The sequence below is a fragment of the Micromonospora sp. CNZ280 genome, assembly GCF_011759515.1.
Genome location: NZ_JAAOYP010000001.1, coordinates 1308893 through 1324382, shown reverse-complemented (window position 1 = coordinate 1324382; position 15490 = coordinate 1308893). Strand labels below are relative to the sequence as shown.

General features: G+C 72.9%; 16 protein-coding genes and 1 tRNA gene. 11 read left to right on the top strand and 6 right to left on the bottom strand.

Features of this window, described 5'->3' with window-relative positions:
* Positions 1 to 15: 15 nt before the first annotated feature.
* Complete coding sequence (locus FHX32_RS06280) at positions 16 to 1086, bottom strand: glutathione S-transferase C-terminal domain-containing protein (RefSeq protein WP_167182308.1); 1071 nt, start codon at positions 1084 to 1086, stop codon at positions 16 to 18.
* Positions 1087 to 1138: 52 nt separating this feature from the next.
* Between FHX32_RS06280 and FHX32_RS06275 the strand changes: the two genes are divergently transcribed.
* Positions 1139 to 1573 (top strand): ester cyclase, encoded by a 435-nt coding sequence (locus FHX32_RS06275; RefSeq protein ID WP_167179849.1) that lies wholly within the window; start codon positions 1139 to 1141, stop codon positions 1571 to 1573.
* On the opposite strand, the gene FHX32_RS06270 is transcribed toward FHX32_RS06275, so the two are convergent.
* Entirely contained in the window at positions 1554 to 1685 is a 132-nt protein-coding gene (locus FHX32_RS06270) for a hypothetical protein (RefSeq protein WP_486480931.1), read from the bottom strand. The two genes, FHX32_RS06275 and FHX32_RS06270, sit on opposite strands and share 20 nt — an antisense overlap.
* A 94-nt stretch (positions 1686 to 1779) precedes the next feature.
* Here FHX32_RS06270 and FHX32_RS06265 point away from each other — a divergent pair, with 94 nt between their 5' ends.
* From FHX32_RS06265 to FHX32_RS06230, 8 genes are all read left to right on the top strand, one after another.
* Positions 1780 to 2409: a NuoI/complex I 23 kDa subunit family protein gene (locus tag FHX32_RS06265; RefSeq protein ID WP_167179848.1), complete on the top strand. Its 630-nt coding sequence runs from the start codon at positions 1780 to 1782 to the stop codon at positions 2407 to 2409.
* A gap of 100 nt (positions 2410 to 2509) precedes the next feature.
* Positions 2510 to 3058, top strand: a complete 549-nt coding sequence (locus FHX32_RS06260; RefSeq protein WP_167179847.1) for an NADH-quinone oxidoreductase subunit J — start codon at positions 2510 to 2512, stop codon at positions 3056 to 3058.
* Positions 3055 to 3441 (top strand): NADH-quinone oxidoreductase subunit NuoK, encoded by a 387-nt coding sequence (gene nuoK, locus FHX32_RS06255; protein ID WP_486480930.1) that lies wholly within the window; start codon positions 3055 to 3057, stop codon positions 3439 to 3441. The genes FHX32_RS06260 and nuoK overlap by 4 nt, the downstream gene beginning before the upstream one ends.
* The gene (locus FHX32_RS06250) at positions 3438 to 5381 is read left to right on the top strand and encodes an NADH-quinone oxidoreductase subunit L (protein ID WP_167179846.1); all 1944 of its coding nucleotides are present in this window, start codon (positions 3438 to 3440) and stop codon (positions 5379 to 5381) included. Before nuoK ends, FHX32_RS06250 begins: the two co-directional genes overlap by 4 nt.
* 76 nt (positions 5382 to 5457) lie before the next feature.
* Positions 5458 to 6963, top strand: a complete 1506-nt coding sequence (locus tag FHX32_RS06245) for an NADH-quinone oxidoreductase subunit M (RefSeq protein WP_167179845.1) — start codon at positions 5458 to 5460, stop codon at positions 6961 to 6963.
* A gap of 46 nt (positions 6964 to 7009) precedes the next feature.
* Complete coding sequence (locus FHX32_RS06240) at positions 7010 to 8527, top strand: proton-conducting transporter transmembrane domain-containing protein (protein WP_167179844.1); 1518 nt, start codon at positions 7010 to 7012, stop codon at positions 8525 to 8527.
* Positions 8528 to 8644: 117 nt separating this feature from the next.
* The gene (gene htpX, locus FHX32_RS06235) at positions 8645 to 9520 is read left to right on the top strand and encodes a zinc metalloprotease HtpX (protein ID WP_167179843.1); all 876 of its coding nucleotides are present in this window, start codon (positions 8645 to 8647) and stop codon (positions 9518 to 9520) included.
* A gap of 146 nt (positions 9521 to 9666) precedes the next feature.
* Complete coding sequence (locus tag FHX32_RS06230) at positions 9667 to 10923, top strand: MFS transporter (RefSeq protein ID WP_167179842.1); 1257 nt, start codon at positions 9667 to 9669, stop codon at positions 10921 to 10923.
* Positions 10924 to 11635: 712 nt separating this feature from the next.
* On the opposite strand, the gene FHX32_RS06225 is transcribed toward FHX32_RS06230, so the two are convergent.
* Positions 11636 to 11848, bottom strand: a complete 213-nt coding sequence (locus FHX32_RS06225) for a hypothetical protein (protein ID WP_167179841.1) — start codon at positions 11846 to 11848, stop codon at positions 11636 to 11638.
* A 513-nt stretch (positions 11849 to 12361) separates the two neighbouring features.
* Positions 12362 to 12856, bottom strand: a complete 495-nt coding sequence (locus FHX32_RS06220) for a YajQ family cyclic di-GMP-binding protein (RefSeq protein WP_167179840.1) — start codon at positions 12854 to 12856, stop codon at positions 12362 to 12364.
* A 148-nt stretch (positions 12857 to 13004) separates the two neighbouring features.
* Between FHX32_RS06220 and FHX32_RS06215 the strand changes: the two genes are divergently transcribed.
* Both FHX32_RS06215 and FHX32_RS06210 read left to right on the top strand, forming a co-directional pair.
* A tRNA-Tyr gene (locus tag FHX32_RS06215) sits at positions 13005 to 13088 on the top strand.
* 81 nt (positions 13089 to 13169) lie between these two features.
* On the top strand, positions 13170 to 13607 hold the full coding sequence (locus FHX32_RS06210) for a GNAT family N-acetyltransferase (RefSeq protein ID WP_167182305.1): 438 nt from the start codon (positions 13170 to 13172) through the stop codon (positions 13605 to 13607).
* A gap of 31 nt (positions 13608 to 13638) precedes the next feature.
* Here the strand turns inward: FHX32_RS06210 and FHX32_RS06205 are convergent, their stop codons facing one another.
* Together FHX32_RS06205 and FHX32_RS06200 are read right to left on the bottom strand one after the other, a co-directional pair.
* Positions 13639 to 14475 carry an MBL fold metallo-hydrolase gene (locus tag FHX32_RS06205; protein ID WP_167179839.1) on the bottom strand — a complete coding sequence of 279 codons (837 nt, stop codon included), beginning with the start codon at positions 14473 to 14475 and terminating at the stop codon, positions 13639 to 13641.
* A 118-nt stretch (positions 14476 to 14593) separates the two neighbouring features.
* The gene (locus FHX32_RS06200; RefSeq protein WP_167179838.1) at positions 14594 to 15451 is read right to left on the bottom strand and encodes an EamA family transporter; all 858 of its coding nucleotides are present in this window, start codon (positions 15449 to 15451) and stop codon (positions 14594 to 14596) included.
* Between the last annotated feature and the right edge of the window lie 39 nt (positions 15452 to 15490).

The following is a 15490-nucleotide window of genomic DNA, read 5'->3' as shown; positions in this document are numbered from 1 at the left end:
GCGCTCCCGCCGGCGTCAGCGCAGCGGGGTGTGTGCGGGGTCGATCCGCTCGGCGGGCGGTGGGGGTGGCGGGGGAGTGCCGTCGCCGAACGGGCGGCCGCCGAGCGCCTCCCGGCCGTGCGGGGTGAGCCAGTTCGTCAGGTCCGGCCCGAGCGGCACCACCCCGGTCGGGTTGATGTCCCGGTGCACCTCGTAGTAGTGCCGCTTGATGTGGTCGAAGTCGATGGTGTCGCCGAAGCCGGGAGTCTGGAACAGGTCCCGGGCGTACGCCCAGAGCACCGGCATCTCGGTGAGCTTGCTCCGGTTGCACTTGAAGTGGCCGTGGTAGACCGCGTCGAAGCGGGCCAGCGTGGTGAACAATCGCACGTCGGCCTCGGTGATGGTGTCGCCGACCAGGTAGCGCTGCCCGGCCAGCCGCTCGCTGAGCCGGTCCAGCTGGTCGAAGAGCCGCCAGTACGCCGACTCGTACGCCTCCTGGCTGCCGGCGAAGCCGCAGCGGTAGACGCCGTTGTTGACCTCCCGGAACACCACCGCGTTGATCTCGTCGATCTCGTCGCGCAGCCGCTCCGGGTAGAGCTCCGGCGCGCCCTCACGGTGGTACGCCGTCCACTCGGTGGAGAGGTCCAGGGTCATCTGCGCGTAGTCGTTGGTGACCACCTGCCCGGTCGGCACGTCCACGATCGCCGGCACCGTGATGCCCCGCTCGTAGCCCGGGAACCGGGCGAAGTACGCCTCCTGGAGCCGCTCGATGCCGAGCACCGGGTCGCGCCCGCCCGGGTCCAGGTCGAACGTCCAGCTGCGGGCGTCGTGGGTCGGCCCGGCCACCGCCATCGGGAGCGCCTCCGCCAGCCCGAGCAGCCGCCGGACGATGATCATCCGGTTGGCCCAGGGGCAGGCGTAGCTGACCGCCAGCCGGTAGCGGCCGGGCTCCACCGGATAGCCGTCCCGCCCGTCGGCGGTGATCCGGGTGGCGATGTAGCGCTGGTCCCGGGTGAACTCGCCGCCCGGCTCGACGTACTTGCCGCCGGTCGTCCCGCCTGATTCGCCGCCCACGCCGTCTCCTCCGGTGTCCTCGGTTGCCCCCATCATCGCGGATCTGGGGCCGGCCGACCCGCCGGCCGCTGACTACGCTGCCGGGATGACCGATGTGGAGGCGGCGGCCCGACGCTTCATCGCCGACGTCTGGAACGCCGGCCGGGAGGAGTCCGCGTACGAGCTGATCGCGCCGGAGTGCCCCGGGCTCGGCGGTTCCGGGCCGGCGGGCACCCTGGCCTGGCACCGGGACCGCCGGGCGGCGTTCCCGGACCTGCGCTACAAGATCGTGGACCTGGTGGCCGCCGGCAACCGGGTGGCGGTGCACTGGCGGGCGGCCGGCACCCAGGCCGGCCAGTTCGGCCCGGTGCCGCCGACCGGCCGGGTGGTCAGCTACTCCGGCGCCACGTTCCTGCGCTTCGACGACAGCGGGCGGATCGTCGACGTGTGGAGCGTCAACGAGCTGTTCCAGGTCCTTCAGCAACTCGGCGTCGAGATGCTCCCGCCCGCCCCGGGCGACCTCAGAGGAAGCGGGGAGTGATCCCGCTGATCGGCAGCAGTTCGCGGCGGTGGCCGTCCTCGGGCAGCGCGTCCAGATCGTCTGTCGTCCACCCGCCCTCGGGCGGGTAGTCGCTCTGCAGCGCGGCGGTCATCGGCTGGTCCTTTCGGGTGCGTCGTTCTCCCCACGCCCACCGTACGCCGGGATGCGCAGGGTGGTGGTCGCGCGCGGCGCGGGCACAGGGCAGGATGGTCCGCATGAGCGACCGCAGCGAGCGCAGCGAGGCCGGCGGCGGCACCGGTGAGCGCGGCGTGCCCGGCGCGGGGCTGGTCAAGGGGCTGGCGGTCACGCTGAAGACGATGACCCGGCGCTCCACCACCCAGCAGTACCCGGACGTCGCCCCCGAGCTGCCGCCCCGCTCCCGCGGGGTGATCGCGCTGCTCGAGGAGAACTGCACGGTCTGCATGCTCTGCGCCCGCGAGTGTCCGGACTGGTGCATCTACATCGACTCGCACAAGGAGGAGGTGGCGGTGCCCGGCGCCGCCCGCCCCCGCCAGCGCAACGTGCTCGACCGGTTCGACATCGACTTCTCGCTCTGCATGTACTGCGGCATCTGCGTCGAGGTCTGCCCCTTCGACGCGCTCTACTGGTCGCCCGAGTTCGAGTACGCCGAGTACGACATCAAGGACCTGCTGCACGACAAGGACCACCTCGGGCAGTGGATGGGCACCGTGCCGCCGCCACCCGCGCACGACCCGAACGGCGAGCCGGCCAAGGAGGAGACGACCGCCGCGCGCAAGGCCGCGGTCCCGGCCGCGCCCGCCGACCGGCCGGCCGGCCCGGTCGTACGCCCGCAGCCCGGCGAGGCCACCCCGTGAGCGCGGGGAGTGAGCCGGGTCTGCGAGCCCCGCGGTCGCGAACCGAGGCCCGCACCGTGAGCGCGCCCGCCGGTCGGGCCGGGACCCCAGGGGTGGCGCGGTGACCGGTGCGGACGTGCTGCTGCTCGCCCTCGGTGCGGTCGCGGTCGGCTCGGGTGCGCTGGTGGTGGGCACGAGGCATCTCGTCCGGGCCGGCCTCTACCTGGTGGTCTGCCTGGGCGCGCTGGCCGGGATCTACCTGGTGCTCGGCGCCGAGCTGGTCGCCTGGGTGCAGGTGCTGATCTACGTCGGCGCGGTGGTGGTGCTGCTGCTGTTCGCGGTGATGCTGACCCGGGCGCCGATCGGCGCCTCCGACGACCTGGACCGTCCCGGCTGGCCGGCCGCGCTGATCGGCGGCGGGGCCGGGGCCGGCCTGGCCGCCCTGCTGGTCGACGCGTACCGCTGGACGGCCGTGGCGCTGCCTCAGGCGGGCACGGCGGAACGCCTGGGCGAGCAGATCTTCCGCGGCTGGGTGCTGCCGTTCGAGGTGCTGTCGGTGCTGCTGCTGGCCGCGTTGGTCGGCGCGATCGTGATCTCCCGCCCCGACATCGGGCGCCCCGGCGGCGAGCGGGACCGCGCCGGCCGGGCCGAGCGGGGGCCGTCGCGGTGAGGCCGGTCATCCCGTACGTCACCGCCGCGCTGCTGTTCGGCCTCGGCGGCTACGGCGTGCTGCGCCGGCGCAACGCGGTGCTGGTGCTGATGGCCGTCGAGCTGATGCTCAACGCTGTCAACCTGGTCCTGGTCACCGCGGACACCACCGTGCGGGCGGCGCTGCCGCACGGCGGGCAGGTCTTCGCGCTCTTCGTGATCGTGCTGGCCGCCGCCGAGATCGGAGTCGGGCTGGCGATCGTGCTCCAGTTCTACCGGCTGCGGGCCAGCGTCGCGGTGGACGAGGTCCCGCTCACCGAGCGCCCGGCCGAGGCGGCCACCGCCGACGGTGTCCCCGTCGAGGCCGCGGCCGGCCCCGCCGATCGCCCCGAGGGGGAGCGGTGACCACGACCACGCTGCTCGGCGCGCTGCTGCCGGCCGTACCGCTGGTGGCGGGCCTGGTCGGCCTGCTGCTGCCGCCGGCGCCGCCGGACGGTGGCGAGGGCCGGGCGCGGCGCGCGGCGATCGCCCTCGGGGTGGCCGGCGCGGCCGGCGCGTTCCTGCTCGCGGTGGCCCTGCTGGTCACCCTCGACGGGCCGGCGGAGGCATCCGGCACCTGGGTCGACCTGGGCGGGCTGGCCGTCAGCATCGGCGTCCGGCTGGACGGCGCCGCCGCGCTGGTCGCCGTCGCGGTCGCCGCGGTGGCGCTGGCCGTGCAGGTCTACTCGATCGGCTACCTCAAGCGCGGCCCGCACGACGACGTCGACGTCGACCACCGCTACCCGCCCTACGCCGCGCAGATCAGCCTCTTCACCGCCGCGATGCTGCTGGTGGTGGTCGCCGGCGACCTGATCCTGCTGCTGGTCGGCTGGGAGGTGATGGGCATCTGCTCGTACCTGCTCATCGCCCACGACCGCCGGCTGCCCGAGGCGCCCGCCGCGGCGATGAAGGCGTTCCTGGTCACCCGGGTCGGCGACGTCGGCTTCCTGCTCGGCATCGCGCTGCTGGGCGTCTCGGCGGGCAGCTTCCGGATCGCCGACGTGCTGGCACACGATCACGCCACCGGCACGCTCACCGCCGCCTGCCTGCTGCTGCTGGCCGGGGTGGCCGGCAAGAGCGCGCAGTTCCCGCTGCACACCTGGCTGCCGGACGCGATGGCCGGTCCGACCCCGATCTCCGCCCTGATCCACGCCGCCACCATGGTCGCCGCCGGGGTGTACGCGGTCACCCGGCTCTACCCGCTCTTCGAACGCGTGCCGGCCGCGCTGGCGGTGCTCGGGGTGATGGCCGTGGTGACCCTGTTGCTCGGCGCGCTCGCCGCCACCGCCCAGGACGACCTCAAGCGGGTGCTCGCCTGGTCGACGGTCTCCCAGATCGGCTACATGACCGGGGCGCTGGCGGTCGGCGCGCCCGCGGCGGCGCTGTTCCACCTGCTCACCCACGCCGCGTTCAAGGCGCTGCTGTTCCTCGCCGCCGGTGCGGTGATCCACGCGGTCGGCACCACGCTGATGTCCCGGATGGGCGGCCTGCGGCGCGGCATGCCGGTGACCTTCTGGTGCACGGTGGTCGGTCTCGGCGCGCTGGCCGGGCTGCCGCCGCTCGCCGGCTTCTTCAGCAAGGACGGCATCCTCTACGCCGCCGAGGACGCGCTGCACGGCGGCGGCCCCGCGCCGGTCTGGGTGGCCTGGCTGGTCTGGCTCGCCGGCCTGGCCGGCGTCGCGATCACCGCCTGGTACGCCACCCGGCTGCTGCTGCGCACGTTCTTCGGCCAGGCGCGCACCCCGCTCGTCCAGCCGCACGACCCGCCTGCTGTGATGCGCTGGCCGGTGCTGCTGCTCGCCGTCCCGGCCGCGCTGCTCGGGCTGGCCGGGTTCGCCGGCTCGTTCACCGACCTGCTCCGGCCGGCCGTCGCCGCCACCCCGGAGCGGCCGTCGGACCTGCTGCCGTCGGTGCCGCTGGTCCACCTCGGCCCGGGGGTGCTGCTGCCGCTCGCCCTGCTGGCGATCGGGGCGGGGCTCGCCTGGGCCCGCTGGCGGCGCGACCCGGCCGGTGACCCGGCGGCCACGCTGGGCCGGCTGCGGCCGGTGTTCGCCCGCGCGTTCCGGCTCGACGACGTCCAGCAAACCCTGGTCGTACGCCCCACCGGCGCGCTGGCGCGCGGCGTGCGTACCGCCGACGAGGTGGTGGTGGACGGCGCGGTCACCGGCAGCGGCCGGGCCGCGGTCGGTCTCGGTGGCGGGCTGGCGGCGCTGCACCGGGCGGCGCTGCCCCGCGCGGCGGCCGGGGTGCTGGCCGGCGCGCTGCTGATCGGCCTGGCCGCCGCCCTGATCGGAGTCGCGGCATGAGCGAGCGCAGCGAGCGAATCATCAGGCTCAGCGCGGTGGTGCCTGATGACGGCCCGGAGCGAAGCGGAGTGCCGGCATGAGCCCGGGGGAGTTCCTGCTGGTAGCGGTGCTGGCGGTGCCGGCGCTCGGCGCGGTGGCGGTGGCCGCGACGCCCCGGGACCGGGCCGCCCGGGTGGTCGGCACGGTGGTCGCCGCGGTCACCCTGCTGGCCGCCGCGCTGCTGGCGCTCGGCGGCCGCACCTGGTCCGGCTACACCCCGACCGCCCCGGCGGTGCGCCCCTGGCACCGGGTCGACCTGCCCTGGGTGCCGGGCCTGGAGTTGCGCTTCCACCTGGGCGTGGACGGGATCTCCTGGCCGCTGGTGGTGCTGACCGCCCTGCTCACCCTGCTCTGCTGTGGATACACCCTGTGGAAGGTGCCCGACGGGGGCAGCGGCCGGGCGCTGGTGGCGCTGCTGCTGGTGGTCGAGGTCGGCATCCTCGGCACCTTCCTCGCCCTCGACCTGGTGCTCTTCTTCGTCTTCTTCGAGATCGTCCTGCTGCCGATGTACGCGGTCATCGCCGGCTGGGGCGGCGCGGACCGGCGGCGGGCGGCCCGCAAGTTCGCCCTCTACACGCTGCTCGGCTCGGTGCTGCTGCTGGTCGGCGTCTACGTCGTGGTGGCTGCCGCGGGCACCGCCGACATCGTGGCGCTCACCGGCGGGGGCGGGCTGTCCCGGGGCACCCAGCTGGCCGCGTTCACCCTGCTGGCGCTGGCCTTCGCGGTGAAGAGCCCGCTCTGGCCGCTGCACTCCTGGCTGCCCGACGCGCACACCCAGGCACCCACCGTGGGCAGCGTGATCCTGGCCGGGGTGCTGCTGAAGATGGGCACCTACGGCCTGATCCGGGTGGCGGTCGGGGTGGCGCCGGAGGGCGCCCGCTGGGCCGCGCCGGTGCTCGGCGCGCTGGCGGTCGCCGCGATCCTGGTCGGCGCGCTGGTCTGCCTCGCTCAGGACGAGCTGAAACGGCTGATCGCGTACTCCAGCGTGGGGCACATGGGCTTCGTGCTGCTCGGCGTGGCCACCCTCACCAGCACCGGCATCCAGGCCGCGTTGATCGGCAACGTCGCGCACGGGGTGATCACCGGGCTGCTCTTCTTCCTGGCCGGTGCGGTCAAGGACCGCGCGCACACCGGGTCACTGGCCGAGCTGTCCGGGCTGCGGGAGACCGCGCCCCGGCTCGCCGGGCTGCTCGGCTTCGCCGCGGTCGCCTCGCTGGGGCTGCCCGGCCTGGCCGGCTTCTGGGGCGAGGCGTTTGCGGTGATCGCCGCGATCGAGGTCGGCGGGGCGTTCTGGACCACGCTCGGCGTGCTGGCGGCGCTCGGCGGGGCGCTCACCGCGGCCTACTTCCTCCGGCTGCTGCGTCGAGTGACGCACGGCCGGCCCAGCCCGGCGGTGGCCCGGTCCACCGTGCGGCTCGCCGGGGCCGAGGTGACCGCGTGGGCGCCGCTGGTGCTGCTGGCCCTGGCGGTCGGGCTGGCCCCCACCCTGGTGCTCGGCGTCGCCGAGGCACCGGTCGACGCCCTGGTGGAGGTGCTGCGGTGAGCGCGGTGGTGTCTCAGGGCGGCCCGCAGCGGAGCGGAGTGCCGGCATGAGCGTGGTGCAGAGCGTCGACAACGTGGCGCTGCTGCCGGCGTACCTGGCCGCCGGCACGGCCGTCCTGGCGCTGGTCACCGACCTGGTGGTCGCCCGGCCGCGGGCCACCGTCGCGGCGGCCGCGCTCGGCGCGGTCGCCACCGCGCTCGGCTCGGCGCTGGTCGGCGCCGGCGGCGAGCGGCGGACGTTCTGCGTCGGCGCGGACTGCTCGTACGTCTTCGGCGGCCGGGCCGCGCTGGTCGGCGCCGCCGTCGCGCTGCTCACCCTCGGCGTGCTGGCGCTGTCCGGCCCGGCGCTGCGGGCCGGGCAGTCGCCGGTGGGGGAGTACGCCTTCCTGCTCGCCTGCTCGATGACCGGCGGCGTGGTGCTCGGCGCGGCCGGCGACCTGATCACGCTGATCGTGGCGCTGGAGACGCTCACCCTGCCGCTCTACGTCCTGGTCGGGCTGCGCCGGGGCAGCCTGGCCAGTGCCGAGGCGGCGGTCACCTTCTTCGTGGTGAGCGTGGTCGCCACCACCCTCACGCTGCTCGGCGCCGCGCTGCTCTACGCGGCCGCCGGCGCGCTGCACCTGGGCCGGCTCGGCGCGCTCTTCGCCGACCGGCCGGAGCTGCTCGACGTGCCGCTGACCGGCGCCGCCGTCGCCCTGGTGGTGCTCGGCCTGGCGTTCAAGGTGGCCGCGGTGCCGTTCCACGCCTGGGCGCCGGCCACCTACGACGGCGCGCCGCTGCCGGTGGCGGCCTACCTCTCCACCGCCTCGAAGCTGGGCGGGGTGGTGGCCCTGCTCGCCGTGGTGCAGTACGCGCTGCCGGCCGAGGTGACCGGTCCGGTGCTCGCCCTGCTCGCGGTGCTGACGATGACCGTCGGCAACCTGGTGGCGCTGCGCCAGCGGCGTACCGTCCGGTTGCTCGCCTGGTCCTCGGTGGCCCAGGCCGGCTACATCCTCGCCCCGCTCGGCGCGCTGGCGCTGGCGGCCGGCCGCACCGGTGACGCCCGCACCGCCGCGTACGCGGCCGCCGTCGCGTACGCCGTCTTCTTCGTGGTGCTGGAGCTGGCCGCCTTCGCCGGGGTGGTGGCGTTGCGCCCGGCCGGCGCGGACGGTGGCAGCGTCGACGAGCTGCGCGGCGCGGCCCGCCGACACCCCTGGCGGGCGGCGGCGTTCGGCCTGGCGCTGATCGGGCTGGCCGGCCTGCCACCCGGCCTGGCCGGGCTGTTCGCCAAGGTGACAGTGGTCCGGGCGCTGCTGGACGGTGCCGCCGGCTGGCTGGCCGTGGTGGTGGCGGTCAACGCGGTCGTCGGCCTCGCCTACTACCTGCGGCTCACCGCCGCCCTGTACGCCCCGCCCGCCGGCACCGCACCGCCGGCCGGCCCGGCCCCGACCGTCCCGGCCCCGGCTGGCCCGTCGGCCGCCGCCGTGCCGCCCGGCGCGGTCGTCGTGGTGCTGGCGGCGGCCACCGTGGTCGCCCTGGTCGTCGGCTTCGCTCCGCAGCTCGTGCTCGACCTCGCCGCTCGCTGAGCCGGGCGGGTGGTCGCGCTCCCAGGCAACTCACAGCCATACGACGGATGGTTGACGGGTACCGGGTTGTTGAACCGGTCAGCGGATCCTCGCGATCCGTGCACCGAAGGAGCGAACGTGCATCACAACCGTCTGAAGACCGCCGCGCTGCTCGGCCTGCTCACCTCGCTGATCCTGGCGGTGGGCTACTGGTTCGGCGGCAGTGGTGGACTCGTCATCGCCGTCGTCGTGTCCCTGCTGATGAACGGCTTCACCTACTTCTACTCCGACAAGCTGGCACTGCGCTCGATGCGGGCGCAACCGGTCAGCGAGGCACAGTTCCCCGAGCTGTACCGGATGGTCCGCGAGCTGGCCACCGCGGCCCGGCAGCCGATGCCACGGCTCTACGTGAGCCCGACGTCGCAGCCGAACGCGTTCGCCACCGGGCGTAACCCGCAGAACGCGGCGGTCTGCGTGACCCAGGGGATCACCGAGATCCTCGACTACCGCGAGCTGCGCGGCGTGATCGGCCACGAGCTGTCGCACGTCTACAACCGGGACATCCTCATCTCCAGCGTGGCGGCCGGCCTGGCCGGCATCATCACCACGCTGGCGAACCTCGCCTGGTTCATCCCGCTCGGCGGCGGGGATGACGAGGACTCGCCGAACCCGGCCGTGCTGCTGCTCACCATCATCCTGGGCCCGATCGCCGCGACGGTCATCCAGCTCGCCATCAGCCGGAGCCGGGAGTTCCAGGCGGACGCCTCCGGCGCCCAGCTGACCCGGGACCCGCTGGCCCTGGCGAGCGCGCTGCGAAAGATCCACATGGGCACCCAGCGCCGGCCGCTGCCGGCTCAGGGGCAGCTCACCAGCACCGCCCACCTGATGATCGACAACCCGTTCCGGGGTGGCGGCGTGGCGGCTCTCTTCTCCACCCACCCGCGGATGGAGGAGCGGGTCGCCCGGCTGGAGCGGATGGCCGCCAGCGCCGGCCCGGTCCAGTTCGAGCGCTGACCTGAGCACCACCGGCTCCGCCCGTACCCGGACCCCCGGGTGCGGGCGGAGCCGTGTGTACGGGCACAAACCGTTTCTCCGCCGGGCGACCGAGCGTTAGGGTCAAAACGTCTTCCACTCATTACATCCCGTCCTGGAGGTCGACCGTGGCCGCACTGCGCCAGTACCTGGGCGTCTGGCGGGTCCCCGGAGCGCCGATGCTGCTGGTCACCGGCATCGTCGGCCGGCTCGGGATCGGCATGACGCCGCTGGCGCTGCTGCTCGTGGTCGAGCAGGTGACCGGTGGATACTCGCTCGCCGCGGTCGCCGGCGGCATCTACGCCCTGTCCGGCGCCGCGCTCAGCCCGGTCGCCGGACGGATCGCCGACCGGGTCGGCCCCACCCCGGTGCTGCTCGGCACCGCGGTCGCCCACCCGCTGGCCCTGCTCGGCCTGCTCGGCGCGGCCCGCCCCGGCGGCAACCTGGCACTGATCTTCCTGGCCGCCGGGGTGGCCGGGGCCACCTACCCGCCGCTGACCGCCGCGATCCGGGGCGCCTGGAACGACCTCACCGCTCCCGCCACCGGCCGGCACCGCCTGCGCAACACCGCGCTGGCCGCGGAGACCACCCTGTTCGAGATCGTCTTCGTGCTCGGTCCGCTACTGGTGGCCGGGTTCGTGCTGGTCGCCGACGCCCGGGCGGCGCTGGTCGGCTCGGCCGTGGTGACTCTCGTCGGCACCACCGCGGTGGCGCTCGGCCGAGTGATGCGCGGCTGGCGCCCGCACCCGCACGAGCACCGGGCCCGTGGGCTGGGCCCGCTGCGGGTCGCCGGCTTCCCGGCGCTGCTGCTCTGCGTGGCCAGCCTGGGTATCGCCTTCGGTGCGGCCGGCGTGATCGTGCCGGCGTTCGCCACCGGCTACACCGCCGACGATCCGGACAGCCTCGCCGGCGTGCTGCTCGCCGTCTGGGGGATCGGCAGCGCCGTCGGCGGGTTCTGGTTCGGCGTCCGCCGGCCCTCGCCCAACATGACCAGGCAGTTCGCCTGGCTGCTCGGCGCGGTGGCGGCCAGCTTCGCCGTCTTCGCGCTGATGCCCACCCCGGCCGCGCTGGGCACCGCGCTGGTGATCGGCGGTGCCACCATCGCGCCCGCGCTCACCCTGGAGAACACCCTGGTCGGCCGGATCTCCCCGGTCAGCATGTTGAACGAGGCGTACACCTGGGTGGTCACCATGTCGGTCGGAGCGAGCGCGGCCGGCGGCGCGGTCGCCGGGCTGATCGTCGACCACGCCGGCGGGGTGCCCTGGGCGTTCCTCTTCGCCGGGGCCGCGGTCGCCGTCGGGGCCGCGGTCGCCGCGCTGCCCGCCGGCCCCATCGCCCGCGCGGAGGCCGCGACCGTACGCGTCGACGAGCCCGTCCCGGCCTGACCGGGAGGTCTGGGGTCGACCCGGAGCGGGTAGGTGACGACCATGTTCGTCTTCTTCTCCAACCGGGTCGGCTGCCTCGGCTCGCTGCTGATCAGCGCGATCCTGACCGTGATCCTGCTGCTGGTCTTCGCCGGCTGACCCTGGTAGCCGTCGGCCGGTGCGTGCCTGGGTACCGGATGCCACGACCGCGTCCTGGGTCTGACCGTCGCAGGTAGCGCCTTGGCCTGGCCGGCGGACAGGCTCTCGCCCCGCCGGGAATCAGTTCCAGCAGCAGTTGATGCAGCTGGGAGACCACCATCCGGGTATGGTCTTCGCCGACGGAGCGGTGCCAGCCGGCCAGGATCCGCAGCAGGGCGCGTCGTTCGTCGTTGACCAGCGGGCGTAGCCCGGCCATGCGGGTGCCGACCAGCGCGCTGGAGCGGGCGTCGGTGGCTTTCGGTGGCGTCGGTCCTGCGGCCTCTGCCCGGTGGCCAAAACGCCCTGGCAGCCCTCGATTGCCCAGCCGGGCAAACCCCTCCTGAGCCTCTCCCCGCCCGGGGGCGACGCCCGGGCCACGCAGGCCAGATGAGAGCCCACGCCAGCGTGGACAGCCGAAAAGTGAGCGACGGCCCGGGCGCCTCGACCGAAGCTTGGCCGGGCCACGGTCGCAGCTCAACGAAACAGGTAGCCGCCTCCGCGCGCCGTCTTGGCCGACCGACTGCCGCGATCAGGGCTATTTTTCGTACGTGCGTAGTCCGTTACCCATCGCGAAGAAGGTCGGGGCCCACTCGCCGATGAAGATGCCCCACCGGTCGGCACGCTCGATGCCAGCATGTTCGAACCGCTTGGAAAGCAGCCAGCTTGTGAACGCCAGGCCGACACTCACCATGCCGGCCACGTAGCAGTGTTCAGCCTTCAACCCCGCGTTGTGCAGCTGTTCCAACATTGGTGACCAGTCCTTTCTCTGGTTCGTCCGCGCGGCACGACACCGCTTGAACGCAGGCGGGGTTACCCGGCGAAGCCAGAGCTATACGCTTCGGGGCCGCCGGTGGTTCGTCCGGACCAACGGACGAGAACCGCTGGGTCAGGCAGCGGCTTCCTCCCGGTCGCGTTTCATCTCCTGGCCCACGGTTCGTCGGGTGGCGAACAGGACGGCGTGCCCGGGTCGCGGTGAGAGTGGCTGTCGACCGCAACGCTCATTACAAACGGCCAGGACCAGAGCAGCCGTCGACGGCTAGGCACGGCGAGCAGCCCGAGGTCGCGGATGTGGATGAACACCACAATCGGGGGTCGAAGTACGGGGCGTGTCGGCTTCCGGGCGGTCGACGAGGACCAGGTCCAGGCCGTCACCAGGTCGGCGGAGGCCGATCGTGAGCGACCAACGGCGAGCACTGGGTGACGACGTTTGCCCAGGTGACAAGGCGCGGTCGGCCCAATGATCAGGCCGGCCGCTGTCCCTTTACCGGTAGTTGGTGAACTGCAGGGCGACGCCGAAGTCCTCGCCCTTGAGCAGGGCGATGACGGCCTGGAGGTCGTCCTTCTTCTTGCCGGTCACCCGCAGTTGGTCGCCCTGGATCTGGGCCTGGACGCCCTTCGGGCCCTCGTCGCGGATCTTCTTGCTGATCGCCTTGGCCTTGTCCGAGTCGATGCCCTGGATGACCTTGCAGTCGATCTTGAACACCTTGCCGGAGGACCGCGGGTCGCCGGCGTCCAGCGACTTCAGCGAGATGTTCCGCTTGACCAGCTTCTCCTTGAAGACCTCCAGCGCGGCCCGCACCCGCTCCTCGGTCTCGGCCTGGAGGCTGATCGCCTCCTCGCCCGACCAGGAAATCTCGGCGCCGGTGCCCCGGAAGTCGAACCGCGTCGCGAGTTCCTTCTCGGCCTGGCGGAGGGCGTTGTCGACCTCCTGCCGGTCGACCTTGCTCACGATGTCGAACGACGGGTTCGCTGCCATGCTCATGCTCCTGCTGTCCGGCGGTCTGTGCTCCTGCGTCGCCCGCTGACCAGCGGTACGACCCCCTGACGGTACCCGCTTGCACCTGTGCCGGGGGGAGCCGCTATCCTTGCTCTCGCTGCCGCGTCACGGCGCGGCGGGGTGCCCTGGCGGGTTGCCCGAGCGGCCAATGGGAGCGGACTGTAAATCCGTCGCGAAAGCTACAGAGGTTCGAATCCTCTACCCGCCACCAGGCAACGGCAAGGCCTCTGACCTGCGGAAACGCAAGTTGGAGGCCTTCGTCGTCTCCTGCCGTAGTTGACCTTAGTTTTCCCTGCTTGTCCGCTCCATCGGGCACGCAACGGGCACGGAGGATCTTCACGAGCGCGGCAGCGGTTTCCTCTGGGTCAACGTCACCCGTGACACCGCGTTCGTCTACAACGTCGCCGTCGAACCCGACGTACGCCGTCAGGGCTACGGCCGCGCGATCATGCTGGCCGCCGAGCGCTGGTGCCGCGAAAACGCGCTGACCAGAATCGGTCTGCGCGTCTTCGCCCACAACACCGGCGCCCGGGGCCGTCTACGGGGTCGGACCCGGTGTGAACGCGAGTCTGGCCACGGTAGCGGCCCAAGAAGGCGGACACCGCGGCGCGCACCACGAGTTGGTCGGCCAGTACACATGGGACCCGGAAACAGGAGAGGCGGTCATACATCACCGTGCGCCACCACCGGCGATGAACACCAGTCCACCCGGAGGCGGCATGTGCGGTAAGGGCGCTGGCGTTCCTCCCGAGGGACGATCGCTAGCCGGGCATCGCGTCGCGTTCGCTTCTTTCAGCGAGGCGCTGGGCTTGTCCTGTGTGTATGTCGCTCACCCACTCCCAGCCGGGCCTGGCCGAAGGGCCGATCCGCGGGTCGTCGGGCGCCCGGCCGTCCCGCAAAGCATGCACGTAGGCGCGGTCCTGTTCGATCCGTGCGTGTACCTGGTCAGCCACGCCGAGGGACCCGTGACCCGGAATGAGGACATCGACTTCGTCCGCCACGCCCTCCAGCAGGCTTAGCCCCATGAGGTAGTCCTCGACCGGGTCATTGGTGCTGTTGAAGTCGTCGAGCATCGGAATGAAGACATCAGACAGCATGTCGCCAGCCACGAGAACCCCCCGTTCCTCGATCAAGAGTGCCGCATGGCCGGGGGAGTGAGCCGGATGCTCGATGATCCGGGCTCGAGGGCCGTTCCAAGGAATCTGCGCAGTTCCGGCGGGCAGACCGGTGATGAGGCCGAACAGGTCCAGCGGTACCTCCTCGGCGATCTCCGGCGGTAGCCCCTCGGCGGCGCGGGCCTCCCAGTCCGCGCGGGACCGCACATCCCTCATGAAATCCGCGCAGCGGGCTGTGCCGTACCGGGGCACGTCACCGAGTTCGGCGTGCCAGAGCACGTGATCCCAATCAGGATGGGTCGCGAAACCTGCAACAACGTGCTGGCCCGAATCGGACAGGTCATTCGCGAGGCAGCGCATTTCGTCGCCCGTGATCCCGGGATCGATGAGCAACACGCCGGCCGGGCCTTGCACAACAACGGCGTTGTTCTGGAGCAACTCGCTCTGGTGGATCAGTACACCCTCCGCGACCTGTGTCAGCACGGGTAGTTCCTTCCGCGTGTGGTTCGCCGCCGCCTGTCGAGACCGTAGCCCGTGAAGCTAGCCGCCTTGTCGTACATGAGACTTCCTTCTGGCGGGTGGTGGGGTTATCGAGGGTTGGTCAGCCGGCGGCGATCAGCCCGACGGCCGCCGAGCAGAACACCAAGCCGAGGCGCTGCCCGGCGCCGAGGCGCTCGCGGAGCAGCGTCCGGGCCAGTAGCACGGTGACGGCTGGGTAGAGCGAGGCGAGCACGGCGACCACGCCGAGGTCGGTGAGGTGGCTGGCCTCGATGAACGCGAGGCTGCCGGCCACGCCGAGCAGTCCTGTCGCGATTCCCCAAACCGCGGCGCTCCTGCCGGGTTGCCAGGTCTGGCGAATTGCCGTCGCGAAGGCGACCGTGACGAGGGCTCCGGTGAGCTGATTGAGGGCCAGGGGCAGGGTGCCGGCCGACTCGGGGATCTGGCCGAGAGCCACGAAGAGCATGCCGAATCCGAGACCGCCCAGCAGGCCGTCGACGAAGGCGCTGCGGCGTGTGGCCAAGGCTTCGGGGCCGGTCTCGGTGTCGTCCGGGACCTGTCGCGAGATGAGCCAGATCCCCGGCATCGCGAGGGCGAGGCCGATCCAGGCCAGGGTGACCGGTCGTTCGCCGTCGGCGAGCCCGGCCAGGACCGGCAGGACGGCGGCACCGACCGCCGAGGTGGGAGCGACCACCGCCATCTGTCCCCGGGACAGCCCTCGAAGCAGGAAGATGCTTCCCGCCGCGCTGCCGAGTCCCGCGAGCAGCCCCCACGCGAGGTGGGCCAGGGTCGGCGTGCCGGGCGAGGCGAGCGCGACGATCAGCATCGCTCCGGCGCCGGCCAACTGGCCGGCGAAGACGATGGACATGGAGGGGACGCGGCGAGCGCCTGCGCCGCCGACGAAGTCGGCCGTGCCGTAGCCGATCGCCGCGAGCAGCGCCAGCGTGATCCCCATGCTCATGTCCGTGGCCTGCTCGATCGGTCGTGGTGCATGGCGTCA